This is a genomic window from Nonomuraea sp. NPDC049725, from assembly GCF_040674795.1.
GTDB classification, from domain to species: Bacteria; Actinomycetota; Actinomycetes; order Streptosporangiales; family Streptosporangiaceae; genus Nonomuraea; species Nonomuraea ceibae.
The window spans coordinates 73,510-90,441 of sequence record NZ_JBFANJ010000023.1 but is presented as its reverse complement, the minus strand read 5'-3'; the positions used below and the strand labels follow the sequence as shown (position 1 = coordinate 90,441).

15 protein-coding genes and 1 tRNA gene are annotated in these 16,932 nt (G+C 72.2%); 8 read left to right on the top strand and 8 right to left on the bottom strand.

Annotated features, from left to right (window positions below):
- Positions 1-19: 19 nt before the first annotated feature.
- Both AB0J53_RS40190 and AB0J53_RS40185 read right to left on the bottom strand, forming a co-directional pair.
- Positions 20-1,660 carry a SulP family inorganic anion transporter gene (locus AB0J53_RS40190; RefSeq protein WP_364182314.1) on the bottom strand — a complete coding sequence of 547 codons (1,641 nt, stop codon included), beginning with the start codon at positions 1,658-1,660 and terminating at the stop codon, positions 20-22.
- A complete protein-coding gene (locus AB0J53_RS40185) occupies positions 1,657-2,316 on the bottom strand; it encodes a GAP family protein (RefSeq protein ID WP_364182311.1) in 660 nt (219 codons plus the stop codon). Before AB0J53_RS40185 ends, AB0J53_RS40190 begins: the two co-directional genes overlap by 4 nt.
- Before the next feature lie 105 nt (positions 2,317-2,421).
- Between AB0J53_RS40185 and AB0J53_RS40180 the strand changes: the two genes are divergently transcribed.
- The 5 genes from AB0J53_RS40180 (at position 2,422) to AB0J53_RS40160 (ending at position 7,581) form a co-directional block, all read left to right on the top strand.
- A complete protein-coding gene (locus tag AB0J53_RS40180; protein WP_364182308.1) occupies positions 2,422-4,248 on the top strand; it encodes a SulP family inorganic anion transporter in 1,827 nt (608 codons plus the stop codon).
- A gap of 39 nt (positions 4,249-4,287) precedes the next feature.
- Positions 4,288-4,605: a hypothetical protein gene (locus AB0J53_RS40175; RefSeq protein ID WP_219508369.1), complete on the top strand. Its 318-nt coding sequence runs from the start codon at positions 4,288-4,290 to the stop codon at positions 4,603-4,605.
- Between the two features lie 364 nt (positions 4,606-4,969).
- Complete coding sequence (locus AB0J53_RS40170; RefSeq protein ID WP_364182305.1) at positions 4,970-5,986, top strand: helix-turn-helix domain-containing protein; 1,017 nt, start codon at positions 4,970-4,972, stop codon at positions 5,984-5,986.
- Between the two features lie 48 nt (positions 5,987-6,034).
- Positions 6,035-6,673: a hypothetical protein gene (locus AB0J53_RS40165; RefSeq protein ID WP_364182302.1), complete on the top strand. Its 639-nt coding sequence runs from the start codon at positions 6,035-6,037 to the stop codon at positions 6,671-6,673.
- Between the two features lie 224 nt (positions 6,674-6,897).
- Positions 6,898-7,581, top strand: coding sequence for a hypothetical protein (locus AB0J53_RS40160; RefSeq protein WP_364182299.1), 684 nt, complete (start codon positions 6,898-6,900; stop codon positions 7,579-7,581).
- Positions 7,582-8,111: 530 nt separating this feature from the next.
- Here AB0J53_RS40160 and AB0J53_RS40155 read toward each other — a convergent pair.
- Positions 8,112-8,183, bottom strand: a tRNA-Arg gene (locus tag AB0J53_RS40155).
- Between the two features lie 115 nt (positions 8,184-8,298).
- On the opposite strand from AB0J53_RS40155, the gene AB0J53_RS40150 reads away from it, so the two are divergent.
- On the top strand, positions 8,299-8,679 hold the full coding sequence (locus AB0J53_RS40150; protein WP_364182297.1) for a response regulator: 381 nt from the start codon (positions 8,299-8,301) through the stop codon (positions 8,677-8,679).
- On the opposite strand, the gene AB0J53_RS40145 is transcribed toward AB0J53_RS40150, so the two are convergent.
- On the bottom strand, positions 8,676-11,426 hold the full coding sequence (locus tag AB0J53_RS40145) for an AAA family ATPase (protein ID WP_364182294.1): 2,751 nt from the start codon (positions 11,424-11,426) through the stop codon (positions 8,676-8,678). The two genes, AB0J53_RS40150 and AB0J53_RS40145, sit on opposite strands and share 4 nt — an antisense overlap.
- A gap of 91 nt (positions 11,427-11,517) precedes the next feature.
- Between AB0J53_RS40145 and AB0J53_RS40140 the strand changes: the two genes are divergently transcribed.
- Positions 11,518-12,135: a LysE family translocator gene (locus tag AB0J53_RS40140; protein WP_219508361.1), complete on the top strand. Its 618-nt coding sequence runs from the start codon at positions 11,518-11,520 to the stop codon at positions 12,133-12,135.
- Between the two features lie 4 nt (positions 12,136-12,139).
- Complete coding sequence (locus AB0J53_RS40135) at positions 12,140-12,685, top strand: TetR/AcrR family transcriptional regulator (protein WP_219508360.1); 546 nt, start codon at positions 12,140-12,142, stop codon at positions 12,683-12,685.
- Here the strand turns inward: AB0J53_RS40135 and AB0J53_RS40130 are convergent.
- The 4 genes from AB0J53_RS40130 to AB0J53_RS40115 are packed head-to-tail and all read right to left on the bottom strand — an operon-like array spanning position 12,675 to position 16,928.
- A complete protein-coding gene (locus AB0J53_RS40130) occupies positions 12,675-13,874 on the bottom strand; it encodes a hypothetical protein (protein ID WP_357583919.1) in 1,200 nt (399 codons plus the stop codon). The genes AB0J53_RS40135 and AB0J53_RS40130 overlap by 11 nt on opposite strands.
- Positions 13,875-13,883: 9 nt before the next feature.
- Positions 13,884-14,267, bottom strand: coding sequence for a Rid family detoxifying hydrolase (locus AB0J53_RS40125; RefSeq protein ID WP_219508358.1), 384 nt, complete (start codon positions 14,265-14,267; stop codon positions 13,884-13,886).
- Positions 14,264-15,343 (bottom strand): alanine racemase, encoded by a 1,080-nt coding sequence (locus tag AB0J53_RS40120; protein ID WP_219508357.1) that lies wholly within the window; start codon positions 15,341-15,343, stop codon positions 14,264-14,266. Before AB0J53_RS40120 ends, AB0J53_RS40125 begins: the two co-directional genes overlap by 4 nt.
- Positions 15,344-15,401: 58 nt before the next feature.
- Complete coding sequence (locus AB0J53_RS40115; RefSeq protein WP_364182289.1) at positions 15,402-16,928, bottom strand: amidohydrolase family protein; 1,527 nt, start codon at positions 16,926-16,928, stop codon at positions 15,402-15,404.
- Positions 16,929-16,932: the final 4 nt, after the last annotated feature.

Here is a 16,932-nt window from a genome sequence, read left to right as displayed (position 1 = left end):
GCGGGACTCTCCGGCGGCCTCATGGGGCTGAGCTCTCCCGGAAGGCGTCGGCCGCGGCCTCGTTGGAGTCGTAGTAGGTCAGCTCGGTCAGGCCGTAGTGGGTGAGCAGGCGGCGCAGCCCGGCGGTGGCGCGGGAGACGGCGAAGGTGACGCCGCGCTCGCCCAGCAGGGCGACGGTGTCCCGCAGGGCCTGCGCGCCGGTGGTGTCGACGTCGGGGATGGCCTCGGCGTCCAGCACGATCCACCGGGCGCCCCGCTCGGCGAGGCGTTCGACGTCGGCCTTGAAGGTGGCGGCGTTGGCGAAGAAGAGCTGGCTCTCGAACCGGTAGACGGTCAGCGGCCCGGCCTCGCCGTCCCCGTCCCGGTGGTCCTCCTCGCGCACGTACCGGCCCTGCTCGCCGGGACGCAGGACGGCCGTGCTGGGGCGGGCGGCCCGCCGTACGACGTCCACGGCCGACAGCAGGAACGCGATGACGACGGCGGTGAGCGAGCCGAGCACCGGGACGCCGAGCAGGCAGACGACGGCGATCCAGAACTCCGAGCGGCGCAGCCGCCACAGCTCGGCCAGCTTGCGCACGTCGATGAGCCGGACGACGGCGACGGCCACGATGCCCGCCAGGGCGGCGTTGGGCAGGTACGCGAGCACCCCGGAGAAGAACGCGACCAGGACGGCCACCACGAGCGCGCACACCACGCTGGGCACCTGGGAACGGGAGCCGGTGGCGTCCATGGCGGCGGTGCGCGAGGCGCTGGAGCCGACCGTCATCGACTGGGTGAGCCCGGCGGCGACGTTGGCCAGGCCGAACGCGCGCAGCTCCTGGTTGGCGTCGATCCGGTAGCCGCGCTGCTCGGCGTAGCGGCGGGCGGTGAGCAGGCCGTCGGCCAGGGTGACGGCGGCGATCGCGATGGCGCCGGGGACGAGCCCCGCCCACTGCCCGAGCGTGATCGACGGCCAGTGCGGCAGCGGCAGCCCGGACGGCACGTCGCCGAGCACCGACACGCCGCGCTTGTCCAGCCCGGCCCAGGCCACCACCGCCGTCGCGGCCACCAGCGCGACCAGCGGCCCGGGCAGCGCCGGCACGAACCTGCGCAGCGCGACGATCACCGCCACCGTCGCCAGGCCGATGACCACGCTCCACTTCTCGGCCTGCGGAATCCTCGTGATGATCTCCCACAGCTCCGGGAAGAAGCGGTCGGCCGTGGTGTGGACGCCGAGAATCTTCTCGACCTGGCTGGTGAGGATCTCCACGGCCAGCCCGGCGATGAACCCGACCAGCACCGGCTCGGACAGGAAGTCGGCCAGGAACCCGAGCCTGAACACGAAGAACAGCAGGAACACCCCGGCGCACACGAGGGCCTGGGCGTAGGCCAGCTCGACGTACTGCGCGCTGCCCGGCCGGACCGCCATCGCCGTCAGCAGCGACGCGATGAGCGCCGCGATCGGCGCGTCCGGGCTGGCCACGAGCTGCCGCGAGGAGCAGAACAGCGCGAACACCAGCATCGGCACGATCGCCGCGTACAGGCCGACGACCGGCGGCAGTCCCGCGATCTGCGCGTAGCCGATGTTGAGCGGGATGGCCAGCGCCGCCAGCGTGACCCCGGCGGTGATCTCCTTCGGCCAGTCCAGCGGCCTGCTGATGCCCGCGGCGAACCACGTCACGGCAGCAGCCCGCCCAGGCCCTTGCCGATCAGCACCACGCCGATCACCAGCAGCAGCACGAACATCACCGTCGCGTTGTCCCGCTCCAGCCAGCTCTTGAGCCGGTCCAGCGGCGCCCGCATCCGCTCGGCCGCGACCGCGTACACGACGACCGGGACCGCCACGCTGCACGCGGCCAGCAGCGTGAACACGACGAGCAGCGCGAGCTCGTGGACCGCACCCTGCGCGATGGTGACGCCGGCGGCCACGCACATCATCAGGTTCTTCGGGTTGACCGCCGCCAGCGCGGCGGCCAGCCCGGCCGCCTTCACCGGCGTGAGCCTGTCGACGGCCTTCATCCAGCCCGGCAGGCCGGGCCGCCCGCGCGAGCGCCACTGCTTGCCGGCCAGTCCCAGCATGAGCACGCCGAGCACCAGCTTGATCCACGAGACCGCCGCCGACGGCTCCCCCGAGCCCGCCGACAGCCCCACCGTGCGCGCCAGCACGACGAACACCCCCGTCGCCACCGCGATCCCGGCCACCCAGCCCGCCAGGAACCCCGCGCTCGTGCCGCCCGCCCGCGGCGCCAGCAACATCAGGATCACCGCCATGATCGGCACCGGGCTGATCGCCACGGCCAGCGCGAGTGGCAGCAACTCCCCCAGCACCCCACCCATGCGGCCTGGCGTACCCCTTTTGAGCAGGAATGATGCTCTCCCAGGCTTTCCCTTGCCCCGCCGTTGGCAAGGAACCAGAGGAGCCCGACCAGGGGGAGGAACCGGGTGAACCTGTCCGTCATGCCCGGCTGGGCCGCCCTGCGCGGCTACCGGCGGGCCTGGCTGCGCCCGGACCTGCTCGCTGCCCTGTCGCTGTGGGCGGTGCTCGTGCCGCAGGCGTTCGCCTACGCCCAGCTCGCCGGCCTGCCCGCCGCCGCCGGCCTCTACACCGCCCTCGGCGCGATGATCGGCTACGCGCTCTTCGGCGGCGCCCGCTTCCTGAACGTCGGCCCCGAGTCGTCCGTCGCCATCGTCGTCGCCGGCGCGCTCGCCACCGTGCCCGGCGGCGACCCCGTCCTCGTGTCCGCCCAGCTCGCCCTGCTGATCGCCGCCTTCCTCACGATCGGGTACGCGATCCGCGCCGGCGTGCTGATGCGCCTGCTGTCCACGCCCGTCCTGACCGGCTACCTCGCCGGCTCCGGCGTCGTCATCATCGTCAGCCAGCTCCGCAAGGTCACCGGCATCGAACCCCGGGGCCACCACCTGACCAAGATCGGCGCCGTCCTGCGCAACCTCGGCGACCTGAACCCGTGGGCGCTCGGCTGCGCCCTCCTCACCGCCGCCGCCGTCCTGCTCATCGGCCGCTACGCCCGGCGCCTGCCCGGACCGCTCATCGCCCTCGTCGCCGCCACCGCCGTCGTCGCCCTCGCCGGGCTCGACGACCGGCTCGCCGTCCTCGGCCCCGCCACCGGCGGCCTGCCCGTGCCGCGCCTGCCCTGGACCGGCCTCGCCGACACCATGCGCCTGATCGGGCCCGCGCTCAGCCTCGCCCTGCTCGTGTACGCGAGCAGCGTCCTGACCGCCCGCTCCCTGGCCGCCAAGGAAGGCGAGGACGCCGATCCGCAGCAGGAGTTCCTCGGCCTGGCCGCCGCCAACGCCGGATCGGCCCTGCTCGGCGGCTTCCCCGCCAACGGCAGCGACTCCCGCAGCGCCCTGCTGTCCGGCTCCGGCGCCCGCACCCGCCTCGCCGGCCTCGGCGCCGCCCTCGCCGTCATCATCACCCTGCTGGCCCTCATGCCGCTCATCCGCGACCTCCCCCAGGCCGCCCTCGGCGCCGTCATCATCCTCACCGCCGCCCGGCTCATCGACCTGCCCGCCTTCCGCAGGCTCTGGCGCCTCCGCCGCACCGACTTCGTCCTCGCCGCCGTCACCGCCGCCGGCGTCCTCGTCTTCGGCGTGCTCGAAGGCATCGTCGTCGGCGTCGCCGTCTCCCTCCTGGAAGTGCTGCGCCGCGCCGTCATGCCCTACACCGCCGTGCTCGGCCGCACCGGCGACGAGCGCGCCTACCGCGACGTCGTCAACTACCGCGACGCCGAGACGCTGCCCGGCCTCGTCGTCTACCGCTTCGACGCGCCGCTGTTCTTCGCCAACGCCGACGTCCTCCGCGCCGACCTGCGCCGCCTCATCGCCGACGCCGAACCCCCGCTCCGCGAGATCGTCATCGACGCCGAAGCCGTCTACGACCTGGACACCACCGGCGTCGAAGCCCTGCACCGCGTCGCCGACGACTGCGACCGCGCCGGGGTGCGGCTGTCCTTCGCCCGCACCCGCGTGCCCGTACGGACCCTCATGCGCGAAACGGGGCTGGACGAGCGCGTCCGCTTCTTCCACCGGGTGGCCGACGCCGTCGCCGCCTACCGCGCCGAACACCCCGGACACCGCCCCGCCGTACGCTCCACCCGGCCACACCGGGGCGGCCTCGGGCGAAGCCGGATCTGGCGGAGCCGTATTTGGCGGAGCCGTATTTGGCGGAGCCCGATCTGGCGGAGCCCGGTTCGATGGTTGCGCGCCTGGCTCCGGCGCCGTTTGATCAGCACCTCCCGGGACGGCTAGCCTGATCGCCGTTCTGCCTGACGAGTCTTGGGGGCACCGGTGAGCGCAGAAGAGGACTTCAAGCAGGTCGGCGCCGAACTGGCCGACCTGGGCGTGCTGGTCTCCAGCATGATGGGCAGACCGGCGCTCAAGGACCAGGCCGGCAAGGTGTTCGCCAGCCTGCAGCGAGACGGCGCCATGGTCTTCCGCCTCGTCCGCGACACCCCCGAGCACGCGGCCGCGCTGCAACTGGACGGCGCTTCCCTCTTCGACCCGACCGGGCAGGGCAAGGTGGTCAAGGACTGGGTCGTCGTCCCCCACGCCTTTGCCGACCAGTGGACCGACCTCGCCGAAGCCGCCCACAACCGCCCCCGCTGACCCCGCCCGGCCCCTGGCCACCCCTCCCGCCGAACCTGGCCGGCACAGGCCGTAGAACATGGTGATCGCGTCGTAGCTCGGCCACCAGGCTTCCAGCTACGGGCGGCGTCGACACCACCTGATGTGGGCGCCGTCGAGCCCTCTGACGCTCCCCGGGGCAGTCACGCCGAAGGCTTCAGCGTCGTGCCGACCTAGCCGCCGTCCGGAACGGGCCGGCACCGCGAACGTCCCGTTTCAAGCGCAAAGACCCCGGTCTGGTGCGTCTGACCGGGATCCACTGTGATGACCGTCATTGCCCTGCGCGAAGCTTGATCGCTAGCGTCACGGTCCGAAGGGCCGGTCACAGGGATCACCGGGGGTAGGCATGACGGGGATGGAGCACACCTGCCCGCCGTACATCACGAGACTGGTCCTGCTGGCAGGTGAGGCGGCCGGGCTCGATCGGAGCGGGCTGTCGCGTGTTCCCGGGCTGGACGTGGTCGGCGACGACGGCATCCGGCTGCCGTCCGCCTCGCTGGTGCGCATCTGGCAGGAGTGGGAGACGGCGCTGCGCGAGCGAGGCGGCGGCACGCTGCCGTGGAAGCTGTGGCGGCCCGGCCTGCTCGGGGTGTGGGACTACCTTTTCGCCGCCGCCGACACGCTCGTCGACGCGTTCGGCGAGGGCGACCGGCACGCGGCGGCGATCACCGATCCGGCGGAGTCCTTCGCCGTCACCGTCGAGGCCGATGGCCGGCTGACGGTCGGGTTCCGTGGCGTGTTCGCCGGCCATCCGGTGTACCCGATCATTTCCGAGTTCGCGGCCGGGCTGATCCTGATTTCGGCGCGGTCGGGCGCCGGACGGCCGCTGACCCCGGTGCGGGTGACGCTGCCCTGCGCGCCGCCCCGCCGCCACGCGTACCTGATCGAGGCGTACGGCACCGACCGGCTGGAGTTCGGCGCCGCGCTGCCTTCGGTCACCTTCTCGGCCGCCGATGCGCGGGCGCGGCTGCCGCGGGCGGATCCGGCGCTGGCCAGGATCTTGCGCGAGCACGCGCGCACCACGCTGGCCGGCGCCCGGCCGGTGCTGGGCTGGCTGGACCGCTTCCGGGTCGAGGTCGAGCTGAGCCTGCCCGACGGGGACCTGGCCGCCGTCGCGCGCCGGCTGCGCATGGCGCCGCGCACCTTGCAGCGCCGCCTGCGCGAGGAGGGGACGAGCTGGCGCGAGGAGGTCGAACGGGTCAGGCGAGCACGGGTGGAGCATCTGCTGCTGAACACCCCCATGACGGTGGCCTCGATCGCCGCCCGCACCGGCTATGCCGACCAGCGCGCGCTGCGCCGGGCGATCCATCGCTGGTACGGCTCCGGGCCCGCGGCGCTGCGGCGGGTCAGGTCCCCTACCTGACGCGCCCGGCCCTCCTGGTGGGCCCGGCCTGATCCGTACGGTCCCGGCATGAACGTTCGCACTGAACACAAGGCCGGGCCCCGGCAGTGGCTCGGGCTGGCGGTCCTGTTGCTGCCGACCATGATGCTCACCGCCGATCTGGGCGTTCTGTGGCTGGCCACCCCGTTCCTGACCGCTGACCTGCGGCCGTCGAGTGCCGAATTTCTGTGGATCATCGACATCTACGGCTTCATGACCGCCGGGTTCCTGGTGGTGATGGGCACCCTGGGCGACGGCTGGATGGGCCCCGCGCTCAACGAGACCCTGCGCACCCCGGCCCTGCTGGCCGAGCTCGGCCTGAGCTACGTGCTCGACTGGACCTGCGACGACCAGCCGTTCCGGCTGAACGTGCCCGGCATGCTGAGCGTGCCGTACACGGTGGAGCTCAACGACCTCGGCCTGTTCACGATGCACGGCATGACGGGGCCCGACTTCCTGCAGCTGGTGAAGGACCAGTTCGACCAGCTCTACGCCGACTCGGCCACGAGCGGGCGGGTCATGGCGCTGGCCCTGCACCCGTTCGTGATCGGGCAGGCTTTCCGCACCAAGTATCTCGACCAGGCACTGGCCTACATCGCCGGGCACCCCGGCGTGTGGCTGACCACCAGCGACGACATCGCCGACCACTACGCGAGCACGATGCCATGAGCAGCATGAACGCCCCGACTGCGCGAGCCAGGGCCAAGCAGTAGTGGGTCCTGGCCGTCCTGCTGACCCCGTCCATGCCTGTCGTGTGGCCAGGGTCTCTGATCCATGGAAACTCCGGGTCCGCCATCAGCGTCGGATAGAACGCCTCAAACATCGGCATCTCGCTGGACGTACCCCGACCGCTCGATCACGCTGTACAGGTGGGGGAACTCTGTGATCTATGGATGCGCTGGCGGGACGGCCAGCAACTCACTGGCGCCATCCTCTGGGGGCAGCCCCTCTTCTATTGGGCCCGCTGGGGGAAGGCGCTCCAGTTTGTCGCCGCGCTTACAGTCGTCCTCGATCTGATCGGCCCCGACGCGCTCCGTGCGTTCGGCAAGCAACTGGCCAGAATTCCATGGCGAGCACGGTTCACCCGAGGCGCCGAGCGGGCGGCAGCCATACTCTCTGTCCTTTCCGCGATCACCTGGATAATCATCGCCGTCATCGGCCTGTTCGATGACACGTTCGGTCCTGCGCGAGCAGCTACCAAGGCTTACAACGAGGCCGTCGGCGCCCTCGACGGCAGATGGAAGATCGCGATCGGCGTCCTCCTCGCGATCTTCTTCATCGCAGTATTTGCGGCGCCCTTCTGGTATATCAGCTCCTCCGACGCAACAGGAAAATCCAAATCTGAGCTGAAATCCGAAGGCTACTTGGTAATGCTTATAGCGCCCGTGCTCGTGATGGCGCTGATAGCCGTTGGAATCTTCATGCTGCCGTGGGTGATTTTCATCTATGGCTTGTGTCTGCCGGCAAGCCGAGGTCTGGCCTTCCTGCTGGACCGCGCTCGGCCGGCTCACCCTGCCCGATGGCTCGCGTTCGGGTTATTCCTCGTCGGTTTCCACTTCGATTTCCTCGCCTCCTGAACCGTCCGCACGAAGGGCGTGTCCTTCGTGCATCCAGCGCCCGCCCGCCAAGCCGCCGGCGGGCCCGCCGCTACGAGGGCCCGCCGCTACGAGGCATTCGCCCTCCGCCGGATTGGCCGCGAGGTCGTCTACAACCACGACGACCTCGCCACGATCGAGGCCGCACCCGGCGTGGCGACCCGGCCCCCTGGCCCGAAGACGGATCGGACGGTGCCGAAGTCCACCCGTCCGCGCCGGGAATCGCCGGGCGGCTGTCCATGGGCGTTGCTGCGGCTCAGATGGCCGAGTGGGCAGGGCACGGCGTGGAGGTCCTGCAGCGGATCTGCCGCGGATGCGTGACCGGACAGGACGAGGTGTGGATCGAACGCATGAATCGCGCACGGGAGCATCGCCAGTGGTCCCCGACTCGCGAATGACTCGCGAGACTCGCCGCATCGTGCGAGCGGAAGCGCGGCGAGAGGGCACGGCCGAACGATCGGCCGATAAGCAAAAAGCCAGGTCAGACGATGTCTGACCTGGCTGTCGAGCGGTGCCCCCTGCAGGATTCGAACCTGCGCACCCGGCTCCGGAGGCCGGTGCTCTATCCCCTGAGCTAAGGGGGCTCGACGAGTGATAAGGCTACCAGCATCCCGCGACCACTCGGCACCAGATAACCGTCCGTGCACACATCCCGCGAAAACCGCACGTGAGCGCCCTGCTACGGGTAGCTTTGCCGCCGTGGGCGAGGTTCTTGGCAAAGTACTGGTCGTGGACGATGACGAGGTCATCCGTCAGCTGATCGCGGTCAATCTCAACCTTGAGGGGTTCGAGGTGACGACGGCGACCGACGGGCAAGACTGCCTGGATCAGGTGCTGGACGTGATGCCGGACGTGATCACGCTGGACGTGATGATGCCGTGCCTCGACGGCTGGACGACGGCTCAGCGGTTGCGTGCCGAGGAGGCGACGAGCCACATCAAGGTGGTGCTGATCACGGCCAGGGCGCAGGATGACGACAAGCGGCGCGGCCGGGGCCTGGGTGTCGACGCCTATCTGACGAAGCCGTTCGATCCGGCGGAGCTGATCCAGGTGGTCAGGGAGCTGGCGGCGAAGTTCTAGCCGAGGAGGCCGTGGCGGCGGGCGGTGGCGGCGGCCTGGGTGCGGGTGGAGGCGCCGAGCTTGGCCAGGATGTTCGAGACGTGCACGCTGACCGTCTTCTGCGCGATGAACAGCCGCTCGGCGATCTCCCGGTTGGTCAGTCCTTCGGCGACGAGCCGGAGCACTTCCTGTTCGCGGGCGGTCAGGGCGCCGTCCACGTGTCCACCGGACTGGCCGGCGCCGAAGCGGGCTCGTTTGCCGAACTCGGCCAGGGCCGACTCCAGGGGGGCCGCCTTGAGCTTCAGGGCCGTCTCTCGCGCCCGTTCCCACTCGGCCTGGGCCTCGTCGCGTTCGCCGGCGGCCAGCAGGGCTTCGGCGAGCCGCCAGCGGGCCCGCGCCTCCTCGTAGACGAACCCGTACGAGAAGGCTTCGACGACCTGGCGCCACAGGGAGACGTCGAGGCGGCCGTGGACGCGGTGCCATTCGGCCTCGACGCGCAGCGCCCACGCGTTTCCTTCGGGGCCCATGGGACCGCGTTCGCCCACCGGGCCGGAGTCGACGGCGAAGCGGGCGCGGTCGGCGAGTTCGTCGGCGCCTTCGGTGGTGCCGAGCGAGGCCATCGCCCACAGGCCGATGGCGGCGATGCGGACGGTGCCGGATTCGCCGGGCAGGAGGGAGTCGAGTGCGGCGGCGACGTGGTCGAGGGCGGCGGCGGGGTCGCCGGTCCACAGGGCGTGTTCGGCGGCGAGCCCGCGTGACATGTAGACGACGAGCGCGTCGTCCCAGAACGGGCGCAGCCAGGCCAGCCGGCTCTCCACGGCGGGCAGGCCGCGGGCGACCTCGATGAACAGGGCGAAGGACGACAGCGTGGCCTCGGGCACGGTGCCGACGCGGGCGCCGAACCCGGAGGCGACGGCTTCGGCCTCGTCCCATTCGCCGGCCACGTAGTGGATGAGGAAGCGCAGGAAGCGCAGGTCGGTGCCGTAGGTGCTCCAGCGCAGGCCGGTCTCGTCGGCGAGCCGGATGCCTTCGTCGGCGACCTCGGCGGCCTGGCGGAGCAGGCCCTGCTCGTAGTGGACGCGGGCGTGGTGGAAGTGGGCGCGCAGGTCCATGGCGAGGTCGCCGGTGCTCTCGGCGGAGGCGAGCTCGATCAGCTCGTGGGCGCGGATGACGTCGTGGCGGACCTCGGTGAACGTGGCGAGCGTGAGCAGGGCGCCGGCCTCGGCGTCCTTGGCCCCGGCGGCGCGGGCGGTCTCCAGCGCGCGGTGGGCCAGCTGCTCGACCTCGGCGTGGCGCGGGGTCCACAGCAGGGCGCGGGCGTACGTGGCGAGGGCCCGGGCCAGGGCGGTCTGGTCGAAGGCGGTGTTGACGGCGTGTTCGGCGGCGGCGATGGCGCCTTCGGTGTCGTCCATCTCGAACAGGTAGTAGGCGAGCCGTTCGCTGACCTCGGAGGTGGGCGGCAGGGCGCGCAGGGCGTGCACGGCGCGGTGGTTGTCGCCGCTGTCGGCGGCCATGACGGCGCTGCGGAAGGCGAGCGCGATGCGGCTCTCGCCGGCGAGTTCGGCGGCGTCACTGACGCGGTCCCACAGGCTGAGCACCTGGTCGTAGTGGCGGTGGGCCTCGGCGGGTGCGCCCAGGCGCTCGGCGAGGCGGCCTGCCTCGGCGGAGGCGGCGACGGCGCCTGCCAGGTTGTGGCTGGCCAGGTGGTGGTGGGCGAGCTCGGCGGGCGAGGTGAGCAGGCGGGCGAAGTCGGCGTGCAGGCGGGTGCGCTCGCCGGGGAGCAGGTCGGTGTAGACGGCTTCCTGGAGGAGGGCGTGGCGGAAGGCGTAGCCGTGGCCGTGGACGCGCAGCAGGCCGCGCGAGACGATCTCCCGTACGGCTTCCTCGAAGTCGGGCAGGGGCAGGCCGGAGACCTCGCGCAGCAGCTCGTCCTCGACGCGGCGGCCGGCCACGGCGGCGGCGCGCAGCACCTGCTGGGAGGCGGGCGAGAGCACTTCGACGCGGGACATGAGCAGGCTGGCCAGGCTGTCGGGCAGGGTTTCGCCCTCGGCGACGGCGCCGGCGAGCTCCTCGGCGTAGAAGGGGTTGCCGTCGGCGCGGGAGACGACCATGCCGAGCTCGCGGGCGTCCAGCGAGCCCAGCGTCATGACATAGTCGGACATGTCGCCGGAGCCGAGCGGGCCCAGCTCCACGTTCGTCACCGTGGGCAGCCGCTTGAGCTCGGCCAGCACCGACCGGAGCGGGTGACGCCGATGCAGGTCGTCGGTGCGGTACGTGCCGGCCACGCACACGCGCTCGGTCTGGACCATCCGGCTCAGGAACACCAGCAGGTCGCGCGTGGACCGGTCGGCCCAGTGCAGGTCCTCGATCACGAACAGCACCGGCTGCAGCTCCGACAGCAGCCCGAGCAGCGTGCCGAACAGCCGCTGCTGGGTCAGCGCGGCCGACTGCGTGCCCTCGGTGCCGGGCAGGAGCTGGCTGAGCATGGGGTGGGCGGCGGCGGCCTCGCGCACCTCGGGGTCGGCGCTTCGCAGCGCGTCGGCCAGCGGCAGATAGGGCAGCGCGTCGCCGAGCTCGGCGCACTGGCCGACGAGGACGTTGAAGCCGCGCTCGCGCGCCTCGGAGACCACCTCTCCGACCAGGCGGGACTTGCCGATCCCGGCGTCGCCTCCGATGAGGGCGACCCCGGCGGTGCCCTCGGCGGCGGCGTCGAGCACCCGGACAAGACGGGCGAGCTCGATCGAGCGGCCGACGAGAGTTCCATTCACGCAGTTACTATGCCACGCACCGCAATGGACCGTATTTCAGGCCGTGCATTGGCCCTTCTGCCCGGACCAAAGCCGCCTTTACCCTCATCAGGTGATCTCCTGGACGACGTTCGTCTTCTTCGTGAGCGCCTCGCTGGCCCTGGTGCTGATCCCGGGACCCAATCACCTCTACATCATGGCCAGAGGGCTCTCCCAGGGCCGTGCGGCGGCACTGGTGAGCGCGGTCGGCGTGGAGGTGGCCACGCTCGTGCACATCGCCGCGGCCGCCGCCGGGCTGTCGTACGTGATCGCACGCTCGGCGACGCTGTTCGCGATCGTCAAGTGGGCGGGGGTGGCGTACCTGGTCTATCTGGGCATCCGCGCCTTCACCGGCGGCGACGGGGCGGCGGCGCGGACCCCGGAGCGGCAGCCGCTGCGCAAGGTGTTCCTCGAAGGCGTCGTGGTCAACCTGCTGAACCCCAAGGTCACGCTCTACTTCCTGGCCTTCCTGCCCCAGTTCGTCCGGCCGGAGGCGGGCTCGCCGGCGGCGCAGATCGTGGTGCTCGGGCTGACGCTGCTGGCGCTGGGCACGCTGTCGGACATCGTGTACGCGTTCGCGGCCGGCGCGCTCAGCGACCGCCTGACGAGCCGGGCCAGGGCGTTACGCCGTCTCAGCGGCGTCGTCTACCTGGGGCTGGGCGTGGCCACGGCGTTCACCGGGAGAAAATGATCGCATGGCGCCGAGGAAGCAGCAGGAGATCTTCGATGCGACGTTGCGGCTGGTGGCCGAGAAGGGCTACGCGGGGCTGACCGTCGAAGGGGTCGCCGAGCGGTCGGGCGTCAACAAGACGACGATCTACCGCTGGTGGCCGTCGAAGGCCGCGCTGCTCGGCGCCGCGCTGGTGGAGGCCGATCTGCTGGCGTTCGAGGCGCCCGACACGGGCAGCCTGCGCGGCGACCTGGTCGCGCTGGTGGAGGGGCTGCGCCGGCTCCTGACGGAGCCTCCGGCGCGCGACGTCGCCGTGGCCGCGCTGGCCGCCGCCGTCGACCATCCGGAGCTGGACGTACGGCGCTTCTTCGCCGACCGGTTCGCCCGCGAACGCCAGGTCTTCGAACGCGCGGCGCGGCGCGGCGAGCTGGCGGCCTCGGCCGACCCGATGCTGATCGTGGACCTGCTGGCCGGGGCGGTGTGGGTGCGGGCGGTGTTCCGCGGGCAGCCGCTCGGGCCCGGGTTCGCCGAGCGCACGGTGTCGCTGGTCCTCGACGGGGTCAGCCCTTGACCTCGGCCAGCGCGGCCGGGATGCGCTCCAGCACGGGGTGCGGCACCAGCCCGTAGGCGTAGAAGTCGACGGCCGCCGCGCCCGCCGCCTTGGCCCCCCGCGCCTTGGCCACCAGCCGGTCGGCGGAGTCGCTGTCGGGAAACCCGGGCCGAAGCACGGCCCGCACCTCCCGGTCCTTGCCCACGGAACGCAGGTAGGCGCCCACGTCGTCGGCCACCCGGGCGGCGTCGCGGGCGTAGGCGAGCACGCCGAAGGCGGGCACCAGGTCGCCGAGCGCCACCAGGTCGACCCCGAACTGCCAGGCGTCGTGGGCGGCCAGGCCGGGCGTGGGCAGGCCGTCGGTGTAGCCCTTCACCGCGCCGGTCGAGTCGATGAACACCAGCTTGGAGCCCTCGTCGGCGACGGCGGACGCCACCTCGGAGACGAGCGTGGTGACGGTCTCGGAGCGGGCGCGGGCGTAGGCGACGACCTCGGGGCCGGCGTAGGCGGTGAGCGCGGCCCTGGTCACCTCGCCCTGCGCGGGCGGGTCGCCGTCGAGCACGCTGCCGACGATCCTGGCGCACTCGTCCCGCGCCACCTCGGCGTTCACCCCGAGGTCGGTGGCGCGGCGCATGCAGTAGTCGCAGAAGCACAGGCCGAACAGGTAGGCGTCCATCGGCCCGAGCGGCACGAACGAGCGCTGCGGCTTGTGCGGCCTGAAGTGCAGCGACTCGGCCACCACGCTGTCGACGCCGAGCCGGGCGACGGCCCTGGCCAGGGCGACCGCGTAGTCGCGCACGTCGGGGTGGGCCGGGCACAGGTCGGCCAGCGCGCCCCGGTCGCCGAAGCAGTCGCGCACGCTCACGTCCGGGTGCGCCTCGCCGATGGTGGCGTTGCGCAGGAAGACGGTCCAGCCGTGGAGCTTGAGCCCGCGCGCCGTGCAGGCGGCGCGCAGGCCGTCGAGCGCGTCCTGGTGCCCGGCCGTCGGCGTGAGCCGCAGGCCGGAGAACAGGTCGGCCGGCGGGACCAGGTGGGCCCCGTCGTGCCTGATGGTCAGCCGGGACAGCCCGTGCGGGGTGACGTCGCGGGAGGCGTGGTGGACGGCGCCGACGGTGACTCCCGCCACGCCGTAGGCGCTGATCCTGTCGAGCACCCGCTCGACCCCTTCGCCTCGCAGGTCCTCCACGAAGACGTACACCGAACTGTCCACGAGCCGACCTTACGCGCTCTTGTGCGCGACGAAGTCGATCTCCACCAGGATGTTCATCAGCTCGGACCCGACGGTGGTGCGCACCGGGTACGGCTCGGTGAAGTAGGACTTGTAGACCTCGTTGTAGGCGGCGAAGTCGCGGTGCAGGTCCTGGAGATGGACGGTCGCCTTGATCACGTCGTCGAAGCCGAGGCCGTGGGCCGCCAGGATCGCGCCGAGGTTGCGCATGACCTGGTGGGTCTGCGCGGCCACGTCGTCGCCGCCGACGATCTCGCCGGTCTGCGGGTCCAGCGGGCCCATGCCGGAGGTGTAGACGAAGTCGCCGACCACGAGACCCTGCGAGTAGGCGCCGACCGGGGCGGCGCCTTCGGTGGTCCTGAGCTCTTTCTTCATGTCAACTCCTGGAAACGGGTGGTGATGGTGCCGACGACCCGGTATTCGCGGTCGACGAGGGGAAGCGCCCGCCACTTGTCGAAGGCGGTGCACGGGTGCGAGATGCCGAAGGCCAGCAGGTCTCCGGGCCTGAGCCCGTCGGCGTGCACCACCGCGTGCTGGTCCTGCATCTTGACGATGGTGACGCCGCCGCGCCTGGGGATGGGCAGCCCCTCGTCGTACGGGGCGTCGCGCTTGCCCATGCCGACGACCGCCAGGCCGGGCTCGGGGGTGGACAGCACGTGCGCCCACACCTCCAGGGCGGGCCACAGCTCGCCGTCGATCCGGTTGAACGGGGTGCGCTCGCGGTAGTAGCCGTCGTCGTGGGTGACGTAGGCGCCGCTGCGCAGCAGGATGCGGGCCTGGGTGGCGGCGAGGTGGCGGCCGATCACGTCGAACCACTGGCTGCCGCCGACGCTGAGGATCGGGGTGCGGATGCGCAGGTGCTCGGCGGCCTCCTGCAACTGGTCCAGATATTTCCGGACCTCTTCGGCCGACTTCAGCGACCCCTCGTACCCGGCGACCCCGGCCAGCTCGACCCCGCCGGTCTGCTGGACGTACGCGGCCAGGGTCAGCAGGTCGTCCAGGCTCCGGCATCCGGCCCGGCCCCCGGCGTGCCCCAGCTCGACCAGCACCCGGAACGGCCGCGCCCCGGCGTGCGCGGCCAGGATGTCCACCCCGGCCGCCGAGTCGGCGAACGACAGGAACTCGAACTCCGGATCGCGCTCCAGCTCACCGGCCGCCCACCGCAGCCCGGCGGGGTCCACGACCTGGTTGGCCACCATGATCCGGCTCACGCCGAACTCGCGCACGGTCATCGCCTGGCGCGGCGTGGCCACGGTCAGCCCCCACGCCCCGGCGTCGAGCTGCATCGCGGCGATCTCCGGCGACAGGTGCGTCTTGGCGTGCGGCGCCAGCTCCAGGCCGTGGTCGCGGGCGAACGCGGCCATCGTCGCGATGTTGTGCTCCAGCGCGTCGCGATGCACGACCATGAGCGGGAACCCGAGCTCGCCATCGAGCACGGAGTGTCCAAGCATCTCCCGCACATCTCCCCCTTTTGTCCGCTTCTGACCTTATCCTGTGGATCTTGTACGGTCAGCGCGGGCGCAGGGCCCGGCCGGGGGTCGCACCGGTCAGCTCACCGGCCGCCAGCACCCGCTGACCCGACACCAGCACGTCGTCCACGCCGGCGGCCAGCGTGCGCGGCGCCTCGTAGGTGGCCTGGTCGCCCACCGTCAGCGGGTCGAACACCACCACGTCCGCCGCGAACCCGGGCCGCAGCAGCCCGCGGTCGTGCATGCCGAACCGCCTGGCCGGATGCGAGGCCAGGTGCACCACGGCCTGCTCCCACGTCCAGTCGCCCAGCTCGCGCACGTGCCGCCCGAGGAACCGGGCGAACGCCCCGAACCCCCGCGGATGCGGATGGCCGCCCACGTAGATGCCGTCGGAGCCGCCGGTCTGCGACGGATGCCGCAGGACCGCCCGTACGGACTCCTCGCCCGCCGGGCCCTCGTCGGGGCGCGCGGCCACGCAGCCGGCCTCCAGGCGGGTCTCCACGAGCAGGCGGCGGCAGAACGCGGCGGGATCGACGCCCGCCCGCTCGGCCGCCTCGACCATCGTCAGCCCCTCGGCCCACTCCAGGCCGGGCGCGTGCGAGATCGTCAGCCTCGGCCACGTCGGCGCCAGCCCCGCCCACCAGGCGTCGAGCTCGGTGGAGGCGATCATCTCCAGCGCCCTGTCGACCTCGGCGCCCGGCACCGACGGCGGCAGCACCACCATGGCCAGGATCGTGCTGGCCCGCAGGTAGGGGTAGGTGTCGAAGGTCAGGTCGACGTCCTTGCCGTGCGCCTCGTCGATCAGCGGCAGCAGCACGTCGGCGGGGCCGTGCAGGTGGGAGACGTGCACCGCGGCGCCCGAGAGCTGCGCGATCTCCACCACGTCCGCCATGCCGACCCCGGCGCGGGCGCCGTAGGCCCGCATGTGCGTGACGTACGGCAGGCCCGCCAGCGGCCGGCAGAGCTCGGCCAGTTCCCCGGCGGAGGCGTAGCGGCCCGGCAGGTACTCCAGCCCGCTGGACAGCCCCACCGCGCCCTCCGACAGCCCGCGCTCCACGCGCGCCAGCATGCCCGCCAGGTCCTCGGGCGAGGCGGCGTCCGGCGAGGCGCCCATGACGTCGTAGCGGATCGTGCCGTGCGGCAGCAGGTAGGCGGTGTTGAGCGCCACCGAGCGGTCGTAGCCGTCGAGCAGCTCGGCCACCGTCAGCGGCCCCTCGGTGAGCAGCCCGTTGACGGCGGCGAAGTAGCGCGAGGCGTAGGCGACGGTCTCGGCGGAGCCCGGCGCGAACGACAGCCCGTCCTGCCCCAGCACGAACGTCGTCACGCCCTGCCGCAGCGCCGCGAGCTGCACGCCCCGGTCGAACACCACGGCGTCGCCGTGCGCGTGGCAGTCGACGAACCCCGGGGCCACCAGCCGCCCGGCCGCGTCGATCACCACCGCCGCGCCGGCCCCGTCGAGGCGGCCCACCGCCGCGATCCTGTCGCCGGAGATCGCCACGTCGGCCCGGTACGCCGGCGCTCCGGTGCCGTCGAGCACCCGGCCGCCGCTGATGACTACGTCGAACATCACC